Origin of the sequence: Archangium sp. Cb G35 (genome assembly GCF_001896145.1) — a bacterium.
Lineage (GTDB): Bacteria > Myxococcota > Myxococcia > Myxococcales > Myxococcaceae > Archangium > Archangium violaceum.
Genome location: NZ_MPOI01000004.1, coordinates 272,688 through 292,743, shown reverse-complemented (window position 1 = coordinate 292,743; position 20,056 = coordinate 272,688). Strand labels below are relative to the sequence as shown.

Below are 20,056 nucleotides of genomic sequence, written 5' to 3'. Positions count from 1 at the left end.
GAGGGTCCCGCGTATCCGCCAGGAGCGCCCACTCCGGGCGTCTGGAGTCCGACCTCATGTCACCCACCCGCCGTGTTGCTCTCCCCTGGTTGCCCGTGGCCCTGGCCCTGCTCGTGGTGTCGAGCGCGTTCACCGAGGCGTATGGCGCTCCGCCGGCCAAGGCGCCGAATGCCGTCAAGGAAGCCCTGACGGAGACGGCCTACCTGGCCGGAGGGTGTTTCTGGGGAATGGAGGATCTGCTGCGCAAGATTCCGGGCGTCGTGGAGACGGAGGTCGGCTACACGGGCGGCACCTTCTCCCACCCCACCTATACCGACGTGAGCACGGGGAAGACGGGGCACGCGGAGTCCGTGCGCGTCGTCTTCAACCCGAAGGTGCTGACGTACGAGACGCTGCTGGAGAAGTGGTTCTTCCGCATGCACGATCCGACGACGCTCAACCGGCAGGGCAATGACGTGGGCACGCAGTACCGCTCCGCCATCTTCTACGTCTCGGAGGAGCAGCGCCGGGTGGCCGAGGCGGTGAAGGCCCGGGTGGACAAGTCGGGCAAGTGGCCCCGTCCGGTCGTCACCGCCATCACCCCCGCGGGCGAGTTCACCCCGGCCGAGGCGTATCACCAGGACTACCTGGTGAAGAACCCCAACGGCTACACCTGCCACTACATGCGGGACTGAGCATCCCGAGGCGCACGGCGGGCCCCGTCTCCTGGGGCCCGCCGCCTCACCGGGTTACTGGAGGGTCCAGGCCACGGTGCCGCTGCAGCTGCCGCTCGAGTAGCAACCGGCGCGCAGTTGGTAGCTGCCGCCCGCGCCCGACGGCACGGTGTAGGTGAAGTTCGAGCCCCCGCCACCACACGCGTCATCGTTGAAGGCCACCTGCGTGCCGCTCGGGTTGTAGAGCCGCAGGTAGGTGTCCCCGGAGTACGACGAGCCCGTCACACCGCAGGTGCCCAGGGTGAGCGTCTGGCCCGCCGTCAGGGCGATGGTCTGGTTGACCGTGTTCTGCTGGGCGCTGTTGGTGTTGCTCGCGTTGTAGGTGAGGGGACCGTTCGGGGACGTGGGCGGGGCCTGGACCGTCACGGTCAGGACCGCGCTGTCGGTGGCGTTGCCCGCGGCGTCATACGCCCTGGCGTACCAGGTGTGGCTGCCGACGTTGCCGAGGGAAGGGGTCCAGCTCACCTCATACGGAGCCGTGGCACGCGAGAGGACCCACGAACCATTCCGGTAGAAATCGACATTGCTCACGCCGCGATCGTCACTGGCCGAGGCGCGGATGACGTAGGTGTTCCCAGCGGTGAGGATGGCGTTCTGCGCGGGGCTGGTGATGGAGACCGTGGGGGCGGTGAAATCGTTGTTGAACGTCACGTTGATCCCGGTGCTGCCCTGGGTTCCCATGGTGTCGTAGGCCCTGGCCGTCAGCGGTTGCGTCCCGTTGGGGTAGCCGCGCGTGTTCAGGGCCTGGGTGAAGGGAGCGCTCGTGTCGGTCCCGAGCAGGGCCGTCCCCAGGTAGAACTCCACCCGGGAGATCCCCACGATGCTGGCCGCGTCGACCGAGAGCGTCACGTTGCCCTGCACGGTGCTGCCCTCCGTGGGCGAGGTGAACGAGACGGTGGGAGGGGGTGGAATGGCGCACACGCCGTCCAGGCAGCTCAGGCCGTCCGAGCAGGTGCCGCACTCGAGCGTGCCGCCACAGCCGTCGGAGGAAGAGCCGCACACCCGGCCCTGCGACTCGCAGGTGGTGGGCACGCAGATCTCGCAGGTGTTGCTGGCCGAGCAGATCTGGCCACCCGGGCAGGAGCCACACTCGAGCGTGCCACCACAGCCGTTGGAGATGGAACCACAGGCCGCGCCCGAGGCCGCGCACGTGACCGGCTCGCAGGCACTGCCATCGTCATAGATCTCCGAGATCGTGTTGTGCGTCGTGGTCTGATAGCCGTAGTAGCCCCCTGTGATGAGGAAGCGGTGATCGGGCAGCTCGGCGATCTCGAACAGCCTCCGCGGCTGGAGCATGTTCCCCAGGGTGCTCCAGGTATTCGTCGCGGGCTCGTAGAGGATCACGGTGTTGGTGGCCACGCTGCTGCCGCCACCCGCGATCAGCACCTGTCCCAGTCTGTTCACCGCACCGCCGAAGGCATCGCCGCCACCCGGCATATGGACCCTGGCGCGTGGCGCGACACCTGTTTCCGCACGGTGCGAGCGTGCAGCGCTCTCCGTGCGCGAACAGCACTCGACCCCAAGCCATCAGCTCGAGAGTAGGAGGAGCCCCTCCGGACACGGTCTCGCCAGACTTGTCCAACAGTTGGACAAGTTCGTGAAGAGCGCGGCCGGGAGGAGGGCAAGAACCAGACGGACTCCCTCTCCCCTGAAAGACTTTGTTCCGAGGGCTTGGGGCTCCGACGCCCGCCTCCGGCGGGGTCAGTTCACCTTCACGGTGATGGGCGCCGAGGTGGTGACGTTGCCCGCCGCGTCATGGGCCCTGGCCGTCAGGGTGTGGTTGCCCTTGGCCGCGCCCATCAGGTTCCAACTGAAGCTGTAGGGAGCCGTGGTGTCGGTGCCGAGGACGGTGGCGCCGTCATAGAAGACCACCTGGGTGACGCCCATGCTGTCGCTGGCGCTGGCCTGGATCGTGGTGCTGAAGGTGAGGAAGGAGAACGAGGTGCCGTTGGCCGGCGAGGTGATGGCCACCGTGGGCGCCACGTTGTCCACCGTGACGGTGTGGCCAGCGGACACGGAGACATTGCCCACCGCGTCATAGGCCTTCGTGGTGAGCGTGACGCTTCCACTGGCCACGGTGGCCGTGTCCCAGCTCACCGCGTAGGGCGCGATGGTGGATGTGCCGAGCAGTGTCGTGCCCGCGTAGAACTCGACCCGCTCCACGCCCACGGAATCGCTGGCGGTGGCGCTGACCGGGACGGTGCCCCTCAGCAGTGCGCCCTGTGCCGGAGCGCTGACGGCCGTCACCGGCGCGGTGTTGTCGAGCGTCACCACCACCTCGCTGGAGGTGCGCACGTTGCCGGCCTTGTCATGGGCCTTCGCGCTGAAGGGATGGGCCCCATCCGCCACGCCCGTGGTGCTCCAGCTCAGCGAGTAGGGCACGGTGGTGTCGGTCCCGAGCAGCGTCGTGCCCCGGTAGAACTCGACCTTCGTCACCCCTCCGGCGTCGCTCACGGAGGCCTCGAGCATGACACCATACTGGGCGAAACTTCCCTGCACGGGTGATGTGAGCACCACGGCCGGCGGGGTGGTGTCGGTGTTCACCACGACCGGGGTGGAGGTCCCCACGCGGCCTCCGGTGTCATGGGCCTTCGCGGTGAGCGAGTGGGGTCCGTCCGCCACGGTGGCGCTGTCCCAGCTCAGCTCGTAGGGCGCACTGGTGTCGGTGCCAATCAGCGTCCCGTCCACGTAGAACTCGACCCGGTTCATCGGCGAGGCGCTGGAGGCCGTCGCGGTGAGCGAGACCAGGCCCTTCACCCGCACACCCGAGGAGGGCGCGGTGAGCGTCACCAGTGGATCTCCGTCCACCGCGAAGGCCACGTCGTCACGCTCGTCGGACGAGCCGGTGCTGCACGCCGAGCTGGCGCTGCCACCCGAGCGGAACTGGGCTCGCACCGCCTGCAGGAAGCCACCGGGCAGGACGTACTCCGCCGAGAGCAGTTGGGCTCCCGCCGCCACCGGCCGCAGCGTGGTCAGGTATGTCCACGAGGGGCTCCTGGCCTCGCTCGCGTAGAACAGGTCGAGCGCGTCCGTGGCGGTGTCGAAGACGTTGACGTGGACATCGATCCGGACGCGCCCGCCCGGCGCGAAGGCCGCTCCATCGATGGAGGACACCTTGAGCCGGTTGATCTTCTGGCTGTCGGCTTCGAAGGCGGAGGCCGATCCGTCGTAGCAACTCCCCCGGAGCGTATTGGGATCGTGAGGCTCATAGGCCCACCGGCCCATCACGAGGGTCGTGGTGTCGCAGACGTTGTCCGGCGTGGCGCACAGGGGCACGCGAAGCACGGAGTCGTACACGGCGCTTCCGGGCTGGAGCGTGGTCACCGTGACCTCGGCGCTCGTGGTCATCTGGTTCAACGTGTCATAGGCCCTGGCCTGCAGCGTGTGGTTCCCGTTCGCCGTCCAGCGGGTGTCCCAGTTCACGCCGAAGGGCGCCGTCGTGTCGCTCCCGAGCAATACCCCGTCCACGAGGAACTCGACCCGCGTCACGCCAGCCCCGTCCGTGGCGTCCGCCTGGATCGAGACCACGCCGCCCACCGTCGCCCCGCTGGCCGGTGAGGTGATGGCCACGGCCGGGCCCGCGTTGTCGATCGTCACTCCCACCGAGGTGGTGGAGACATTGCCATGGCGATCAGTGGCCCGCGCGGTCAGCGTGTGGCCGCCGCTGGCCGCCGTCCGGGTGTCCCAGACGTAGCGGTAGGGCCAGGAGGTGGCGGCATAGATTGGCACCCCGTCCAGGAGGAACTCGACCTTGCTCAGTCCGGACTCGTTGTCGTTGGCCTCCGCCGAGATCGTCACGGTCCCGGTGAGCGTCGCGCCGTTGGCGGGCGCGGTGAGCGAGACGGTGGGCGGCACCTGCTCGGGCGCGACGGTCACCGTCACCGGCGCGGAGGTCCCTACGTTGCCGGCCGCGTCGTAGGCCCGGGCGGTCACGGTGTAGCTGCCGGCCGGACGGCCCCAGGTGTACCAGCCCAGGGTGAACGGCGCCTGGGTGCTGCTCGAGAGGCGCATCGTCCCGTCGTAGAGCTCCACGGCCGTGACGTCGAAGTCGTCGCTCACCGCGACCGTCACCGGGACCCACCCGGTCACCGTTGCTCCGCTGGCGGGCGAGGTGATCACGATCCCCGGGGGCTGGGTGTCCGGCTCCTGGCTGACCGGGAAGACCAGGTCGTCACGATCGTTCACCGAGGACCAGGGAGAGCGCTCGTTGCAGGAGGTGCCGAAGCCCTCGCCGAAACCGAACTCCGCGCGCACGGCCTGCAGGGCGCCGGCGGGCAGCACGTACTCCGCCGACAGCGTCACGAGGCTCTGGTTGCTCGTGCCCGCGGGAGGCCTGAGTGGCCCCGAACTGGTGAGCTTCGTCCAGCTGCCCCGGGTCGCATCCGCCTTGTAGTACAGGTGCAGGCCATCGAAGGCGGCCTGGCTGACCCACACGTCGGCCTCGATCCGGACCCGCTTCCCAGCGGCCAGGACCATACCGTCCTGACGGATCACCCGGAGCCGCTCGACGGCCTCGTTGTAGGTGGAGTTGTAGATGAAGCCGTCCACGCAGGAGTCCAGCGTGTTGGGCGGGTTCGGCTCCAGACCGTACTCGGACCGTCCCCGGAGCAGGTGGCGCGAGTCGCAGCTCGACCGCACCGAGCCGCACCGGGGCGATCCCAGGACCGCATCGTAGGACGTGTCCGCGCCCGGATTGTTCGTCTCCACGGTGACGGACGCGCTCTTCGTCTGGTTGCCGCCTCCATCCGTGGCGATGGTGTGCATCGTGTGGCCGCCGTTGGCCATGCTCGACGTGTCCCACGTGATGGCGTACGGCGCTGCCGTGTCCTTCTGGATGAGGTGGCCATCCACGTAGAACGCCACCGACGCGATGCTCCGGTCGTCGCTCGCGCTCGCCTCGACGGAGACCGGGCCACTGAGGACCGAGCCGCTCGCGGGCGCGGTGATCGCCGTCACGGGAGGCGTGCGGTCGTTGTCCACGTTGACGTTCACCGTGACCGTCGGCGAGGCATTGCCTCCAATGTCATAGGCCGTCACGCGCAGCACGCGCGGCCCGTTGGTGCTGGTGCGGGTGTTCCAGTCGATCGAGAACTCGGTGAACGGCTCGGAGTCCCCGTGGTACAGGCCCTCGATGGCGCAGGCATTCGCGCTGCAACTCGGGGGTCCAATCTCGACGCGGACGCTCGTCACGCCCCGGTCGTCGTTGACGAGGCCCGAGATGGAGACCGTCTGGCTCACGGCCGCTCCCTCCGAGGGCGTGAGGACCGACAGCGTCGGCGGCACGAAATCATTGTCCACCACGACGTGGAGCGGAGCGGACGTGGTGAGGTGGCCGGCCGCGTCATACGCGCGGGCGGTGAGGGTGTGGGAACCGTTGGGCACCACCCGGGTCGCCCAGCTCGGAGAGAAGGGGGGCTGGGAGTCGGTGGCGATCAGCATCGAGCCCTCATACAGCTCCACGCGCTGCACGCCGAAGTCGTCGGTCGCGTTCACCACGAAGTGGATGGTGTTTCGGACCGTGGCGCCATTCGCCGGGTACGTGATGGCCACGGCCGGCGGTGTGGTGTCCGGCTCCGTTCCCACCGCGAAGACCAGGTCGTCATGATCGTTGAAGAGGCCCGGAGAGCATGCGGAGGCGCTGGTGTCGTCCGTGCGGAACACGCCTCGGAGCACCTGGAGCCCGCTGCCCGCGGGGAGCAGGTACGTGGCCGAGAGCACCTGGGTTCCGCTGTACTGCGGCTCCACGGAGGCGACGAGGGTCCAGGAGGGATTGCTCGCATCGGGCGCGGCATAGAGGTCCAGGACCTGTTTCCAGAACGTCGAGGCCGGGATGACGGTGGCCTGGACCGTCACCTCCTTGCCCTCGGCGAACGCGGTGCCGTCCGCCCGGGTGATCGCGAGCCGCTCCAGGGAGGGGCCAGCGCCAGGCGAGCCATCGCTGCCATCCGCGCAGAAGCCGCCCACGGTGTTGGGCGAGTGGAGCTCGGGACCGAGGCTTCCCCGGCCCTTCAGGAGCTCGCCCGAGTCGCACCTGCTGCCCGGAGCCGTGCACGCGGGCACTCCCCAGAGGGCCTCGAACGTCGCGTTGCCCGGCTCATCCAGGGGCTGCGCCAGCGCGCCAGTGCCCGGGCTGGTGGCCGGCTCTGGCGTCTTCGTGAGATCGGTGGGTGGGGACTCGCAGGAAGCGAGCACGAGTCCTGCCGCGAGCAGTGTCACCAGGGTCCGCATGGGTCTCCCCCCTCGGGGAACGGCATCCGTTTCCCCTGAATTGAACAAATCCAGGGAAAGTGGATCGCTCCGGTGCGAAAGGGAGGACCCGTCTCGAGGGGTGCGGCCCCCGGTGAGTCCGCGTCGATGCTCCAGGACGCGGACTCCCGTGTCCGCGAGGTCAGTTCACCTTGACGGTGATGGGCGCGGACGTCGTGACGTGGCCCGCGGCGTCATAGGCCTTGGCCGTCAGGGTGTGGTTGCCCTTGGCCGCGCCCAGCAGGTTCCAACTGAAGCTGTAGGGCGCCGTGGTGTCGGTGCCGAGGACGGCACCACCGTCGTAGAAGACCACCTGGGTGACGCCCACGTTGTCGCTGGCACTGGCCTGGATCGTGGTGCTGAAGGTGAGGAACGAGAACGAGGTCCCGTTGGCCGGCGAGGTGATGGCCACGGTGGGTGCGGTGGTGTCCACGGTGACAGTGCGGGCGGCGGACGTCGTGACATTGCCCGCCGCGTCGTAGGCCTTCGTGGTGAGCGTGACGGTGGTTCCACTGGCCAGGGCCGCCGTGTCCCAGCTCACCACATAGGGCGCGGTGGTGACCGTGTCGAGCAGCGTCGTGCCCGCGTAGAACTCGACCCGGTCCACGCCCAGGTTGTCGCTGGCGGTGGCGCTGATCGCGACGATTCCCCGGACGGAGGCTCCCTGCGCCGGAGCGCTGATGGCCGTCGTGGGCGCGGTGTTGTCGAGCGTCACCTCCACCGCGGCGGAGGTGCGCGTGTTGCCGACGCTGTCGAAGGCCTTCGCCGTCAGCGTATGCGCGCCGTTCGCCGTACTCGCCGTGTTCCAGCTCACCTGGTAGGGCGAGGTGGCGTCGGTACCGAGCAGCGTCGCACCGTCGTAGAACTCGACCCGGGCCGCTTCGCTGACGGTGGCCGTGATCACGACCGTGCCCCGGAGGAGTGCCTCCGGCGCGGGGGACGCGATCGCCACGTCCGGCGGAGTGTTGTCGAGGAACACCAGGAGCAAGGCACTGCCGGAGTTGCCAGCGCTGTCGTAGGCCTTGGCGTTGAGAACGCGGAAACCATCCGCCATGGTGGCGCTGTTCCAGCTCACCTCGAAGGGCGCGCTGGTGTCGGTGCCGAGCAGCGTTCCCTCCGCGTAGAACTCGACCCGGGCCACGGCCAGGTTGTCACTGGCGGTGGCGCTGACCAGGACGCTCCCCCGGACCGTGGTGTTGTTCGCCGGAGTGGCGAAGGCCACCGTGGGCGAGGTGTTGTCGACGGTGACCGCCACACTGGCGGAGGTGGTGACGTTGCCGGCGCCGTCGATGGCCTTCGCCGTGAGCGTATGAGCCCCGCCCGTCACGCTCGTGGTGTTCCAGTTCATCGAGTAGGGCACCGTGGTGTCGCTGCCAATGAGCGCCGTGCCATCGTAGAACTCGACCCGCGCCACGCCCACGGTGTCGCTGGCGGTGGCGGAGAGCGAGACCGTGCTCCGGAGGAACGCCCCCGGCGCGGGGGACGCGAGTGCCACGGCCGGTGCGTTGTTGTCCACGTACACCGTGGCCGGCAGGGAAGTGCTGGGAATGCCCAGGGGACCGTAGGCCTTCGCGCTGAGCGTGTAGGCGCCATCCGCCACCGGGGTGCTGTCCCAGCTCAGCTCGTAGGGCGCCGTGGTGTCGGTGCCCAGCAACGTCCCGTCCACGTAGAACTCGACCTTCACCACTCCCTGGCTGTCGGTGGCGGTCGCGGTCAGCGGGACCAGGCCCTTCACGTACGCGTTGTTGGAAGGAGAGGTGAGTGACACCGTCGTGTTGGGCTGCACCGTGGTCACCGGGACTGCGGCGCTCGTGGCCACGTTGTTCAACGAGTCATAGGCCCTGGCCGAGAGCGTGTGGCTCCCGTTCGCCCACGAGCCGCTGTTCCACGCCACGCTGTAGGGCGCCGTGGTGTCGCTCGCCAGGAACACCCCATCCACCAGGAACTCCACCCGGGCGACCCCGGCGTCGTCCGTGGCGCTCGCCTGGAGCGTGACCACGCTGCCCACCGTCGCCCCACTGGCCGGCGAGGTGAGGGCCACGGCCGGGCCCGCGTTGTCGATCGTCACGCTCACCGCCGCGGAGTCCGCGTAATTACCGTACGGGTCCGTGGCGCGAGCGGCCAGCGTGTGGCTCCCGCTCGCCGCCGTCTGGGTGTTCCAGGAAAAGGTGAAGGGCGCGGACGTATCGCTTCCGACCACCACGGCGCCATCCAGCAGGAACTCCACCCGGCTCACCAACCCGGAGTTGTCGGTGGCCTCCGCGGAGAGCGACACGGTCTTCGAGAGCCTCGCGCCAGGGACGGGCGAGGTGAGCGAGACGACGGGGGGCTCGAGCTCGGTCACCAGGGTCACCACCACCTGCGCCGACGTCCCCACGTTGCCAGCCGCGTCATAGGCCTTCGCGGTCAGGGCGTACGAGCGGGTCTGCGAAGTCTGCTGATGAAACCGGTAGGTGTAGGGCGCGGAGGTGACGGTGTTGAGCAACTGGGTGCCACTGTAGAACTCGACCTTGGTGACGCCCTCGGGGTCCGAGGCGCTCGCGGCGATATCCACGAAGGAAGCAAACCTGGAGCCATCGGAGGGCGAGGTGATGGCGGCCACCGGCACGGAGAGATCGTTGCTCGCCGTCACCGTCACGGGTGCCGAGACCGTCGCGTTTCCGGCGAGATCCCGCGCCCGGGCCGTCAACGTGCGGCTGCCATTGGGGCCATTGCGGCTGTTCCAGACCACGCTGAACGGCGCCGAGGTGTCCGTGCCGATCAGGGCCGTCCCATCATAGAAGTCCATCGCCACCACGCCGAAGTCATCGCTCGCCACGGCCGTGAGGGTGACGGAGGTGGTCACCGCCGCTCCGTTGGCCGGGGAAGTAAGCACCACCTCGGAGGGGGGCGCCGTGTCCGCCTCCTGGGCCACCGCGAAGACCAGGTCGTCGCGATCCGTGTAGTTCTCCACCGCCTGGCACTGCGGGTTGTACAGGTCCACGCTCGACTGCATGCGCGCGCGAATGGCCTGCAGGTTGCCCGCGGGCAGGATGAATTCCGCCGAGAGCGTCTGATAGGGCCCGGCTCCATCCGTGGGCCGGAGCGAGGCGAACTTCGTGAACGTGGTCCCCCGGGCCCCGTTCGCCGAGTGGTACAGGTCCAGGGTGTCGGCGGGGATGTAGCCGGCCCTCACATCGACCTCGATCCGGACCCGCTTGCCGGCGGCCAGCACCGTTCCGTCCTCACGGATGATGCGGATCCGCTCGACGGCCTCCCTCATGTGGGACCAGTCGAAGGAGTTGCCGTCCACGCACCCGTCCAGCGTGTTGGGCGTGTTCTTCTCCTGGCCCCCGCGTCCCAGCAGCAACTCCCGGCTGTCGCAGCGCGCCGTCGCGAGGTCGCACCGGGGAACCCGCAGGGACGTGTCGTAGCGCACGTTGCCCGCGTTGCTCGTCTGCACGGTGACGTCCGCGCTGGTCTTGCTGTTGCCCCCGGCATCCCGGGCACGGGTGCTCAGCTTGTGCTCGCCGTTGGACACCTCCGCCGAGTCCCAGGAGATGGAGTACGGGGCCGTCGTGTCGGAGCTGATGAGCCGCCCGTCCACGTAGAACGACACCTCCGCGATTCCCTGCTCGTCGGTCGCGGTCGCCTCGAGGGTGACGAGGCCGCTCAGCAGCGCCCCACTGGCGGGCGAGGTGAGCGTGCTCTCCGATGGCGCGGTGTAGTCGTTGTCGACGATCACGTTCACCGAGCTCGGGGTCGAGGCGTTGCCGCCCGGGTCATAGGCCGTCGCGCTGAGGACGTGGGCCCCGTTGCCCACTCCGCTTTCCGAGCCTCCGGGGGAGTACTGCTTGCGGCTGTTCCAGCTCAAGGTGAACGGCGGGGAGTACCGGGTCCCGATGAGGCGGCCGTCCACGCGGAACTCGACGTACGCCGAGCCCCGATCATCGTTGGCACTGGCCTCGAGCGAGACCGTCCCGCGCAGGGTCGCGCCCTCCACGGGCTGGAGGAGCGCCACCTGCGGCGGCACGTAGTCATTGTCGATCACGACGTTGACCGGAGCCGAGGTGGTGACATGGCCGGTCAGGTCATAGGCGCGAGCGGTGAGAGCGTGGGGACCATTGGACACCGTTCGCGTCGCCCAGCTGAACGAGTAGGGAGGCGGGGTGGTATACGTGGCGAGCAGGGTGGTGCCGTCGTACAGCTCCACGCGTTGCACGCCGAAGTTGTCGCTCGCCTCCAGGGTGACGTTGACGAAGCGCTCGAGCGTGGCGCCGGACACCGGAGACGTGATGGCCACCGCGGGAGGAGTGATGTCCGTCTCCGGGCCCACCGTGATGACGAGGTCGTCATGGTCATCGCCGCCAGCACCCCCGGACGGGATGGGGATGCAGGGAGACGGAGCGGTGGAACGGCCGTTCGTGCGGTACACGCCCCGGAGGACGTGCAGCCCGCTCATCGGCATCAGGTACGTGGTCGAGAGGGTCATGGGGTTCCCGGACGAGTAGGACGGGAACAGGGTGGCGACGAGGGTCCAGGTGGGATTGGCCGGATCGGTCGCGACATAGAGATCCAGGGACTCATCCGCGTAGGCCGAGCTCGGCTGGACCGTGGCCTGGACCGTCACTGCCTTGCCCGCGGCGAATGGGGTGCCATCACTCCGGGTGACGACGAGCCGCTCCAGCCAGGGACCGGAGCTATAGCCCGTGATGCCCGCCGTCCCATCCGGGCAGGAGCCGCCCACGGTGTTGGGTTGATGGAACTCCTCGAGGGTGGGCCCTCGCAGCGACAGGAGATCCGCCGAGTCACACGTGCTGCCCACGGTGGCGCAGGCGGGCGCGCTCCACGTGGGATCGTACGCCGCGATTCCGGCGTTCTCGATCGTCACCTCCACCGGAGCGCTCGTCGTGGACTGGCACCGGGTGTCCGAGGCCACGGCGGTGAGCACCGCCGGACCGTTGCCATGGGTGGCGGTGTTCCACACCAGCTCGAAGGGCAGCACGGTGTCCGTCACGAGCAGGCGGCCGTCGACGTAGAAGCTGACCCGCGTGACACGCTCGTCGTCCGTCGCGTTGACGGTCAGGGTCACCGTGCCGCTCAGCGCCGCACCGGAGGCGGGCGAGGTGATGGAGATGGCCGGCGGATTCGGGCCCAGGCCGTTGCAGTAGTCGATCAGCTCGCCCCGCGCCGTTTCCAGGGAGGGCCCGGCCTCGCTCCCGGCCGTGCCTCCTTCAGATGGGAGCTCGCACGAAGCGAGCACCAGTCCTGCCACGAACAGCGTCACCAGGGTCCGTATGGTCCGCATGGTCCTCCCCCCACAGGGGCTGAAATCCCTTTTCCTGGAATTGAACAAATCCAGGGAAATTGGATCACTCCCAGTGCGGAAGAGCGAGGGGGGTCAGTTCACCCGGACGGAGATGGGCGCGGACGTCGTGACATGGCCCGCCGCGTCATGGGCCCTGGCCGTCAGGGTGTGGGTGCCCTTGGCCACGCCCAGCAGGTTCCAGCTGAAGCTGAAGGGCGCCGTGGTGTCGGTGCCGAGGACGGTGGCGCCGTCGTAGAAGACCACCTGGGTGACGCCCACGTTGTCACTGGCGCTGGCCTGGAGCGTGGTGCTGAAGGTGAGGAACGAGAACGAGGTCCCGTTGGCCGGAGAGGTGATGGCCACGGTGGGCGCGACGTGGTCCACGGTGACGGTGCGGGCGGGGGACGTCGTGACATTGCCCGCCGTGTCATGGGCCCGGGAGGTGAGGGTGACGACGCTGCCCGTGGCCAGGGCCGTCGTATCCCAGCTCACCACGTAGGGCGCGGTGGTGGCCGTGCCGAGCAGTGTCGTGCCCGCGTAGAACTCGACCCGCTCCACGTCCAGGTTGTCGCTGGCGGTGGCGCTGACCGCGACGGTTCCCCGGACCGAGGCGTTCTGCGCTGGAGTCCCGAGGGCCGTCGTGGGCGCGGTGTTGTCGACGCTCACCTCGACTCGGGCGGAGGTGCGCGTGTTGCCGATGCTGTCGAACGCCTTCACCGTGAGCGAGTGGACCCCGTCCGCCACTCCTGACGTGTTCCAGCTCAGTGCGTACGGCGCGGTGGTGTCGGTGCCGAGCAGCGTCGCGCCGTCGTGGAACTCGACCTTCGTCACCCCGAGGATGTCACTGGCGGAGGCCTCGAGCAGGACGGAGCCTCGCAGGAACATTCCCTGCGAGGGAGCGGTGAGCGCCGCGTCCGGCGCGGTGTTGTCGGTGTTCACGGTGACCGCGGTGGAGGTCCGGACATTGCCAGCGAGGTCGTAGGCCCTGGCGGTGAGCGTGTGGGCCCCGTCCGCCACGGTGGCGCTGTTCCAGCTCACGGAGTAGGGCGAGCTGGTGTCGGTGCCGATCAACGAGCCATCGGCGTAGAGCTCGACCTTCGCCACCCCGTGGGCGTCGCTGGCGGTGGCGCTGACCTGGACGATTCCCCCGGCCAGGACGTTCTGCGCCGGAGCACTGACGGCCGTCGCGGGCGCCGTGTTGTCGACGGTCACCGCCACGCCATTGGAGGCGCGAACGTTGCCCACGCCATCCTGGGCCTTCACCATGAGGTTGTAGGTTCCGTCCCCCACGCTCGTGGTGTTCCAGGTCATCGTGTAGGGCGCGTTGGAGACCGTGCCGATCTGCGTCCAGTTCGCGTGGAACTCGACCCTGGAGACCGTCTGGTTGTCGCTGACGGCGGCCGCGAGCACGGCATTGCCCCGGAGGAACATCCCCGGCGTGGGGGAGGTGAGCGCCGCGTCCGGTGCGGTGTTGTCGGTGGTCACGACGATGGCCGTGGAGGTGCTGGAGAACTCTCCGAGGTCATACGCCCTGGCGGTGAGCGAATGGACTCCGTCCGCCACGGAGGCGCTGTTCCAGCTCAGGCCATAGGGGTAGCTGGTGTCCGTGCCGAGCAACGTGCCGTCCACGTAGAACTCGACCCTCGCCACTCCCTGGGCGTCGGTGGCCGTCGCGGACAGCCAGACCGTGCCCTTCACCTGCGCGGCGTTGGGGCTGAGGGAGAGCGTCACCGCCGGACCCGAGTCCACGGCGAAGGCCACGTCGTCATGATCGTCCTGTGGGCCGGTGCTGCACGCCGAGCCGTTGCCGCTCCCCACCCGGTACTGGGCTCGCACCGCCTGGAGCTCGCCCGCGGGCAGCGCGTACTCCGTCGAGAGCACCTGGGCCCCCGCCGTGGCCGGCTGGAGCGTGGTCAGGTACGTCCAGGACGGGTTGTTGGCATCGCTCGCGAAGAACAGATCCAGCGCTTCCGTGGCCGGCTCGACGGCGCTGACGTGGATGTCGACCCGGGCGCGCTGGCCCTGAGTGAAGCGCGCTCCGCCGAGGCTCGTCAGTTGGATGCGATCGATCTTCCGCGCCTCGAGCGAGTCCGTGCCGTCCGTGCAGGTCATGCGGATCGTGCCGGGGCCTCCGTTGAACTCCCCGGTGTGCCGGCCCTTCAGGTAGCCCGTGGTGTCGCAGAGGCTCCCCGGCGTGTAGCACCTCGGGACGCGGAGCGAGTAGTCGTAGCCAGCGGCGCCGGGCTGGTTCGTGCTCACCCGGATCTGGCTGTACGTGTCATTGCCCGCCACGTCCTGGGCCCTGGCCATCACCGTGTAGTTCCCGTTGATCCACAGGCCGCTGACCCAGTCCACCGCATAGGGGGCCGTCGTGTCGCTCGCGAGCAACACCCCGTCCACCAGGAAGTCCACCCGGGCGATCCCCTCGTTGTCCGAGGCGTTCGCCTGGAGGGAGACCACGCCCACCACGGCCGTCCCGCTGGCCGGTGAGGTGAGGGTCACGGACGGATCCACGTTGTCGATCGTCACGCTCACCCCGGGAGAGGTGGCGACGTTGCCGTGGATGTCCGTGGCGCGCACGCTCAGGGAGTGGCCGCCGTTCGCCGTGGAGCCCGTGTTCCAGGCGTAGTCGTAGGGCGGGGAGGTCAGCGTCCCGAGCAGTGCACCATCCAGCAGGAACTCGACCCTGGCCACGCCGGACGCATCGGTGACGTCCGCGGAGAGCGTCACGGTCCCGCCGAGCTTCGCACCACTGACCGGCGTGGTGAGCAGGACGGACGGAGGCGTGCTCTCGGGCGGGACGGCCACCACCTCCACCGGTGCCGAGATGGCCATGTTGCCGCCCGCGTCGTAGGCCCGGGCGGTCAGCGTGCGGGTGCTGACCTCGGTGGCCCTCGGATTCCAGGTGTAGCCGAAGGGCGGGTAGGTGTCGGAGCCGATCAGCACGGTGCCGTCGTAGAACTCCACCCGGGTGACGCCGCGATCGTCCGTGGCGTCCGCGAGGAGGTCCACCAGGCGGCCCACCCGGGCTCCCGGGGCCGGAGCGGTGAGGGTCACCACCGGGACCACCAGGTCATTGTTCGCCGTCACCATCACGGGCAATGAGGTCACCGCGTTTCCGGCCAGGTCCCGGGCCCGGGCCGTCAACGTGCGGCCGCCGTTGGGGCCATTGCGGCTGTTCCAGCTCACGCTGTACGGGGGTTGGGCCGCCGTGTCGATCAGGGTCTCCCCGTCGAAGAAGTCCACGGCCACCACGCCGAGGTTGTCGCTCGCCGAGGCCGTCAGCGTGACGGCTCCGTTCACCGTGACGCCTGGAGCGGGGGCGGTGAGCACGACCCCTTCCGGAGGGACGGTGTCCGGCTCGCCCGGACCGATCGCGAGGACCAGGTCGTCACGATCGGTACTCGTGCCGGCCACACAGGGCCCGGTGGGCGTGGTGTTGCGGAAGACCGCGCGGATGGCCGCCGGACCGCTGGCGGGCAGCACGTAGTCCGCCGACAGCCGCTGCAGTCCCGTGGCCGTGGGCTTGACGGAGGTGAGGTACGTCCACACGGGCGACGCGGTCGCGCTCGCCGTGTAATACAGGTCCAGCGTGTAGCCCGTGGGCATGTAACGGACCCAGACGTCGGTCTCGATCCGGACCCGCTTCCCGGCGGTCAGGGGCGTCCCATCCTCCCGAAGCACCCGGAGCCGCTCGATGGACTCGTCGTACTGGTAGTACCCGCTCGTTCCGTCGAGGCAGCCATCCAACGTGTTGGGCGTGTTCAGCTCGGGGCGCAGCTGTGCCCGTCCCCGCACCAGCGTCCGGGAGTCACAGAGCGCCTCCACGGCGTCACAGCGAGGCACCTTCAAGACGGGATCGAACCGGGCGCTGCCCGGGTTGCTGACCTCCACGGTGATGGGCGCGCTCGTGGTGAAGTAGTTCACCAGGTCGCGGGCCCGGGTGGTCAGCGTGTGGCTGCCGTTGAGCACGTCCGCCGAGTTCCAGGTGACGGCGTACGGCGCCGCCGAGTCGGTCCCGAGGAGGTCTCCATCCACGAAGAACGACACGTCGGCGAGCCCCTGGTTGTCGCTCGCGATCGCCTCGAAGGAGACGAGTCCGCTCACGGCCGCCCCAGCGGTGGGCGAGGTGATCGCGTTCTCGGGAGGGAGGTAGTCGTTGTCCACGAGCACGTTCACCGTGCGCTCCGTCTCGTTGCCGGCCGCGTCGAAGGCCTTCACGCGGACGGCGTGTGGCCCGTTGGAGAAGAGGCGGGTGTCCCAGCCCGTCTGGACGTCGCGGAGTGGGGAGTAGTAGCCCGAGAAGGAGTTGATGAGGCGCTCGTCCACGACGACGGAGGCGTACGTCACGGCCCGGTTGTCGTTGACCACGGCCGAGATCTGGATCACCTGGCGCACGGTCGCGCCTTCCACGGGGGTGTTGATGCTCACCGTGGGAAACACGATGTCGTTGTCGAGCTGGACGGTGACCGGGGCCGAGGTGGTGACGTTGCCGGCCAGGTCATAGGCCCGGGCGGTCAGGGTATGGGAGCCATTGGGCGCCGTCCGGGTGTCCCAGGGAATCCGATAGGGAGTGGAGGGGGAGTGGGGGCTGGTGGCGACCCGCGTGGTGCCGTCGTACAGCTCCACGCGGTGCACGCCGAAGTTGTCGATCGCCTCCACGATGACGTCGACCGTCTTCGTGAGCGTGGAGCCCCCCGCCGGAGTCTTGATGATCACGGTTGGAGGCATGGAGTCCGGCTCCGTCCCCACCGCGAGGACGAGGTCGTCATGGTCGGCGAGCGGGTCCGAGGTGCAGGCGGAAGCGGTGCCGCTGCCCGAGCGGTACACGCCTCGGAGGACGTTGCGCCCGCTCGCCGGGAGCAGAATCCTGCTCGAGTGCGTCCAGGTTCCGGCGCCCTGGTAGGGCAGTTTCAGGGAGCCCACGAGGGACCAGGTGGGATGGCTCGCGTCGGGCGCGACGTAGAGGTCGAGGACCTCGTTCGCGGCCTGGGTGCTCGCGCGGACCGTGGCCTGGACCGTCACCTCCTTGCCCGCGGCGAACGCGGTGCCATCGCTCCGCGAGACGACGAGCCGCTCCAACGAGGGGCTGGCGCCATACGTGCCTTCCGTCCCATCCGCGCACGAGCCGCCCACGGTATTGGGTTGGTGGACCTCGGGGCCGAGGTCCGCACGCCCCTCCAGGAGCCACACCGAGTCGCACCGGTTGCCCGGGGTGGCGCAGGAGGGCGCGCCCAATGAGGCCTCGAACGCCGCGTTCCCGGTGTTCTCGAGCGTCACGTCCACGGGAGTGCTCACCGCCTCGTTGCAGTTCGTGTCGTAGGCCCTCGCGGTGAGCACGGCCGGGCCGTTGCCGGCGAGGGCGCTGTTCCACACCAGCTCGTAGGGGGCCGTGGCATCCCAGCCCAGCGAGCGCCCGCCGAGGAAGAACTCGACCCGCGTGACGCGCTCGTCGTCCGTCGCGGTGGCCGTCAGGGTCACCGGGCCACTCAGGATCGAGCCGCTGGAGGGCGAGGAGAGGACGGCGTGCGACGGGCTCGGGCCGCTGCCGGTGCACCTGCTCGCGTACAGGAGCAGGTTCGGAGAGGAGGCGGGGAGGGCACTGAGCTTGCCGGGGGTGGCGCTGCCCGTGAGCTCGGCGGAGACCTGCTCGGGGGTGGCCAGGGGGTGGCTCTCCAGGAAGAGCGCCGCCACACCCGCCACGTGCGCGCTCGCCATCGAGGTGCCGCTGAGCGAGGCCTGGCTGGTGTCATCGGAGAACCAGGCCGCGGTGATGCCCTCGCCTGGAGCGAAGAGGTCCACGCAGGCTCCGTGGTTGGAGAAGGAGGACCAGGCATCGGCCCGGTTGGACGCCGCGACCGTCATGGCCGCGGGAAGCCGGGCGGGAGAGACGGAGCACGCGTCCCTGGCGCCGTTGCCCGCCGCGACCGCATAGAAGACGCCCGCGTGGATGGAGGCGGCGACCGCGTCATCCACCGCCTGCATCGGCTCGCCCGTGAGGCTCAGGGTGGCCACCGCGGGCTTCACATGGTTCGCGGTGACCCAGTCGATGCCGGCGAGCACCTGCGACCAGGTGAACGAGGGGCTGCATCCCACGACCCGCACCGGGTGCAGGGTGACGTCCTTGGCCACGCCCACGGTCGCGCCGCCGAGCGTGCTCGCCACGTGCGTGCCGTGGCCGTTGCAATCATTGGAGCCGTTGCCGTCCTCGATGGCGGAGAAGCCGGGGGCCACGCGCCCGCCGAACTCGGCGTGGGTGAGGCGGATGCCCGAGTCGATGACGTAGGCATGAACCCCGCCGCCGATGCTCTGGTAGCGGAAGAGCTGGTCCAATGGCAGCGCCCGCTGATCGATGCGATCGAGTCCCCAGGGCGCGTTGTCCTGCGTGCTCGCGAAGGACGCCTCGCCATCCTCTTCCACGTAACGCACGCGCGGGTCGTTGCTCAGCCGCAGCGCGGCTTCCTCGCTCATCGTCGCGGAGAAGCCGTGCAGGGCCCGGGAGTACATGTGCCGCACGGTGGCACCGTGGAGCGCGGAGAGCTGACGGGCGAGCGCCTCCACCGGCTCCTCGGCCAGGGCCTTCTCGTCGAGGATGACGATATACTCGCCCGGCACGGCCTTCCCGGTCTCGAGCAGCCGGCTTCCCTCGACGAAGGACTTCACCGTCCGTTTCGGTGCCCCGGTCTCGGGCATGCGCTCGGCGGCGGGGCGCTCACAGGCCGTGAGCACCAGTCCCGCCACGAGCAATGTCACCAGGGTCCGCATGGTCTCCCCCTCGGGGACGAAATCCGTTTCCCGGTGGATTGAAGGAATTCCCTGGAATTGGATCTCTCCCGGCCAGAAAAGCGCTCCCCGTCCGCCGGAAGCCGTCAGTTCGAGCCCCAAGAGGCTGTCAGACTGGGACCATGGAACGCTTCGTCGAAGTCGCCCCCGGTGTCTCGCTCTGGGTCGAATCTCGCGGTCCGGAGAACGCACCCGCCGTCCTGTTCATCATGGGGGCCAACGCCTCGGGGCTGGCGTGGCCCGATGAGCTGTTGGAGCTGCTGGCCCGGAAGTACCGCGTCATCCGCTATGACCACCGGGATACCGGTGCGTCCACCTGGGCCTTCGACACGAAGCCCTATGCCCTGACGCAGCTGGCCAAGGACGCGCTCGCCGTCCTGGATGCACTCGGCATCAGCCGAGCGCACGTGGTGGGTCTGTCGGTGGGGGGATTCCTCACCCAGTGGCTCCTGGTCGAGCACCCCGGACGGCTGCTGAGCGCCACGGTCATCGGGGCGTCCGCGCTCCAGGGCACGCCCGCGCTCGCCGACGGGACGGCCCAGGCCCCCATCGCTCCCGAGCTGCTCGAGTTCTGGAGCCACATGTTCGAGCCGCGTGACCTCGAGGCGGAGATCGAGTGGCGGGTGGAGAACTGGCGCAGGCTCCACGGGCGGGTGATTCCCTTCGACCCCGAGGAATTCCGGGCGCTCGAGCGGCGCATCATCGCCCACGCGGGCCGTCACGAGAACCCGGGGGCCCACGCACGGGCCGACTACTCGGCCCTGGCGCGAGGCGCGGAGCTGGCCCACGTCACCGTGCCCACGCTCGTCATCGCCACGCCGGAGGATCCCACCTGTCCCGCGTCCAGCTCGAGGCACCTGGCGGAGAACATTCCGGGCTCGACCCTGGTGACGATCGAGGGAATGGGACACGCGATTCCGCGCGCCGTGGTGCCGCGGCTCGGGGCGGCGCTCCTGAACCACTTCGAGGCCGTGGAGGGAAGGGCGGGCAGCCGCTGAGCTTCATTCCGTGTGGTGGGAGATGAGGG

At 69.3% G+C, this 20,056-nt stretch carries 6 protein-coding genes; 2 read left to right on the top strand and 4 right to left on the bottom strand.

Annotation, left to right across the window (positions count from 1 at the left end):
- Positions 1–56 precede the first annotated feature (56 nt).
- Positions 57–674, top strand: coding sequence for a peptide-methionine (S)-S-oxide reductase MsrA (gene msrA / locus BO221_RS14675; protein ID WP_083681037.1), 618 nt, complete (start codon positions 57–59; stop codon positions 672–674).
- Positions 675–728: 54 nt separating this feature from the next.
- Here msrA and BO221_RS53700 read toward each other — a convergent pair whose 3' ends face one another.
- The 4 genes from BO221_RS53700 to BO221_RS14650 form a co-directional block, all read right to left on the bottom strand.
- Positions 729–2,117, bottom strand: coding sequence for an Ig-like domain-containing protein (locus tag BO221_RS53700; protein ID WP_158079842.1), 1,389 nt, complete (start codon positions 2,115–2,117; stop codon positions 729–731).
- A 297-nt stretch (positions 2,118–2,414) separates the two neighbouring features.
- Complete coding sequence (locus BO221_RS14660) at positions 2,415–6,941, bottom strand: Ig-like domain-containing protein (protein WP_073561070.1); 4,527 nt, start codon at positions 6,939–6,941, stop codon at positions 2,415–2,417.
- Positions 6,942–7,101: 160 nt separating this feature from the next.
- Positions 7,102–12,246, bottom strand: a complete 5,145-nt coding sequence (locus BO221_RS14655) for an Ig-like domain-containing protein (protein WP_073561069.1) — start codon at positions 12,244–12,246, stop codon at positions 7,102–7,104.
- Between the two features lie 93 nt (positions 12,247–12,339).
- Positions 12,340–19,011, bottom strand: a complete 6,672-nt coding sequence (locus tag BO221_RS14650; protein WP_073561068.1) for an Ig-like domain-containing protein — start codon at positions 19,009–19,011, stop codon at positions 12,340–12,342.
- A 140-nt stretch (positions 19,012–19,151) separates the two neighbouring features.
- On the opposite strand from BO221_RS14650, the gene BO221_RS14645 reads away from it, so the two are divergent.
- Positions 19,152–20,027, top strand: coding sequence for an alpha/beta fold hydrolase (locus BO221_RS14645; protein ID WP_073561067.1), 876 nt, complete (start codon positions 19,152–19,154; stop codon positions 20,025–20,027).
- The last annotated feature ends 29 nt before the right edge of the window (positions 20,028–20,056 follow it).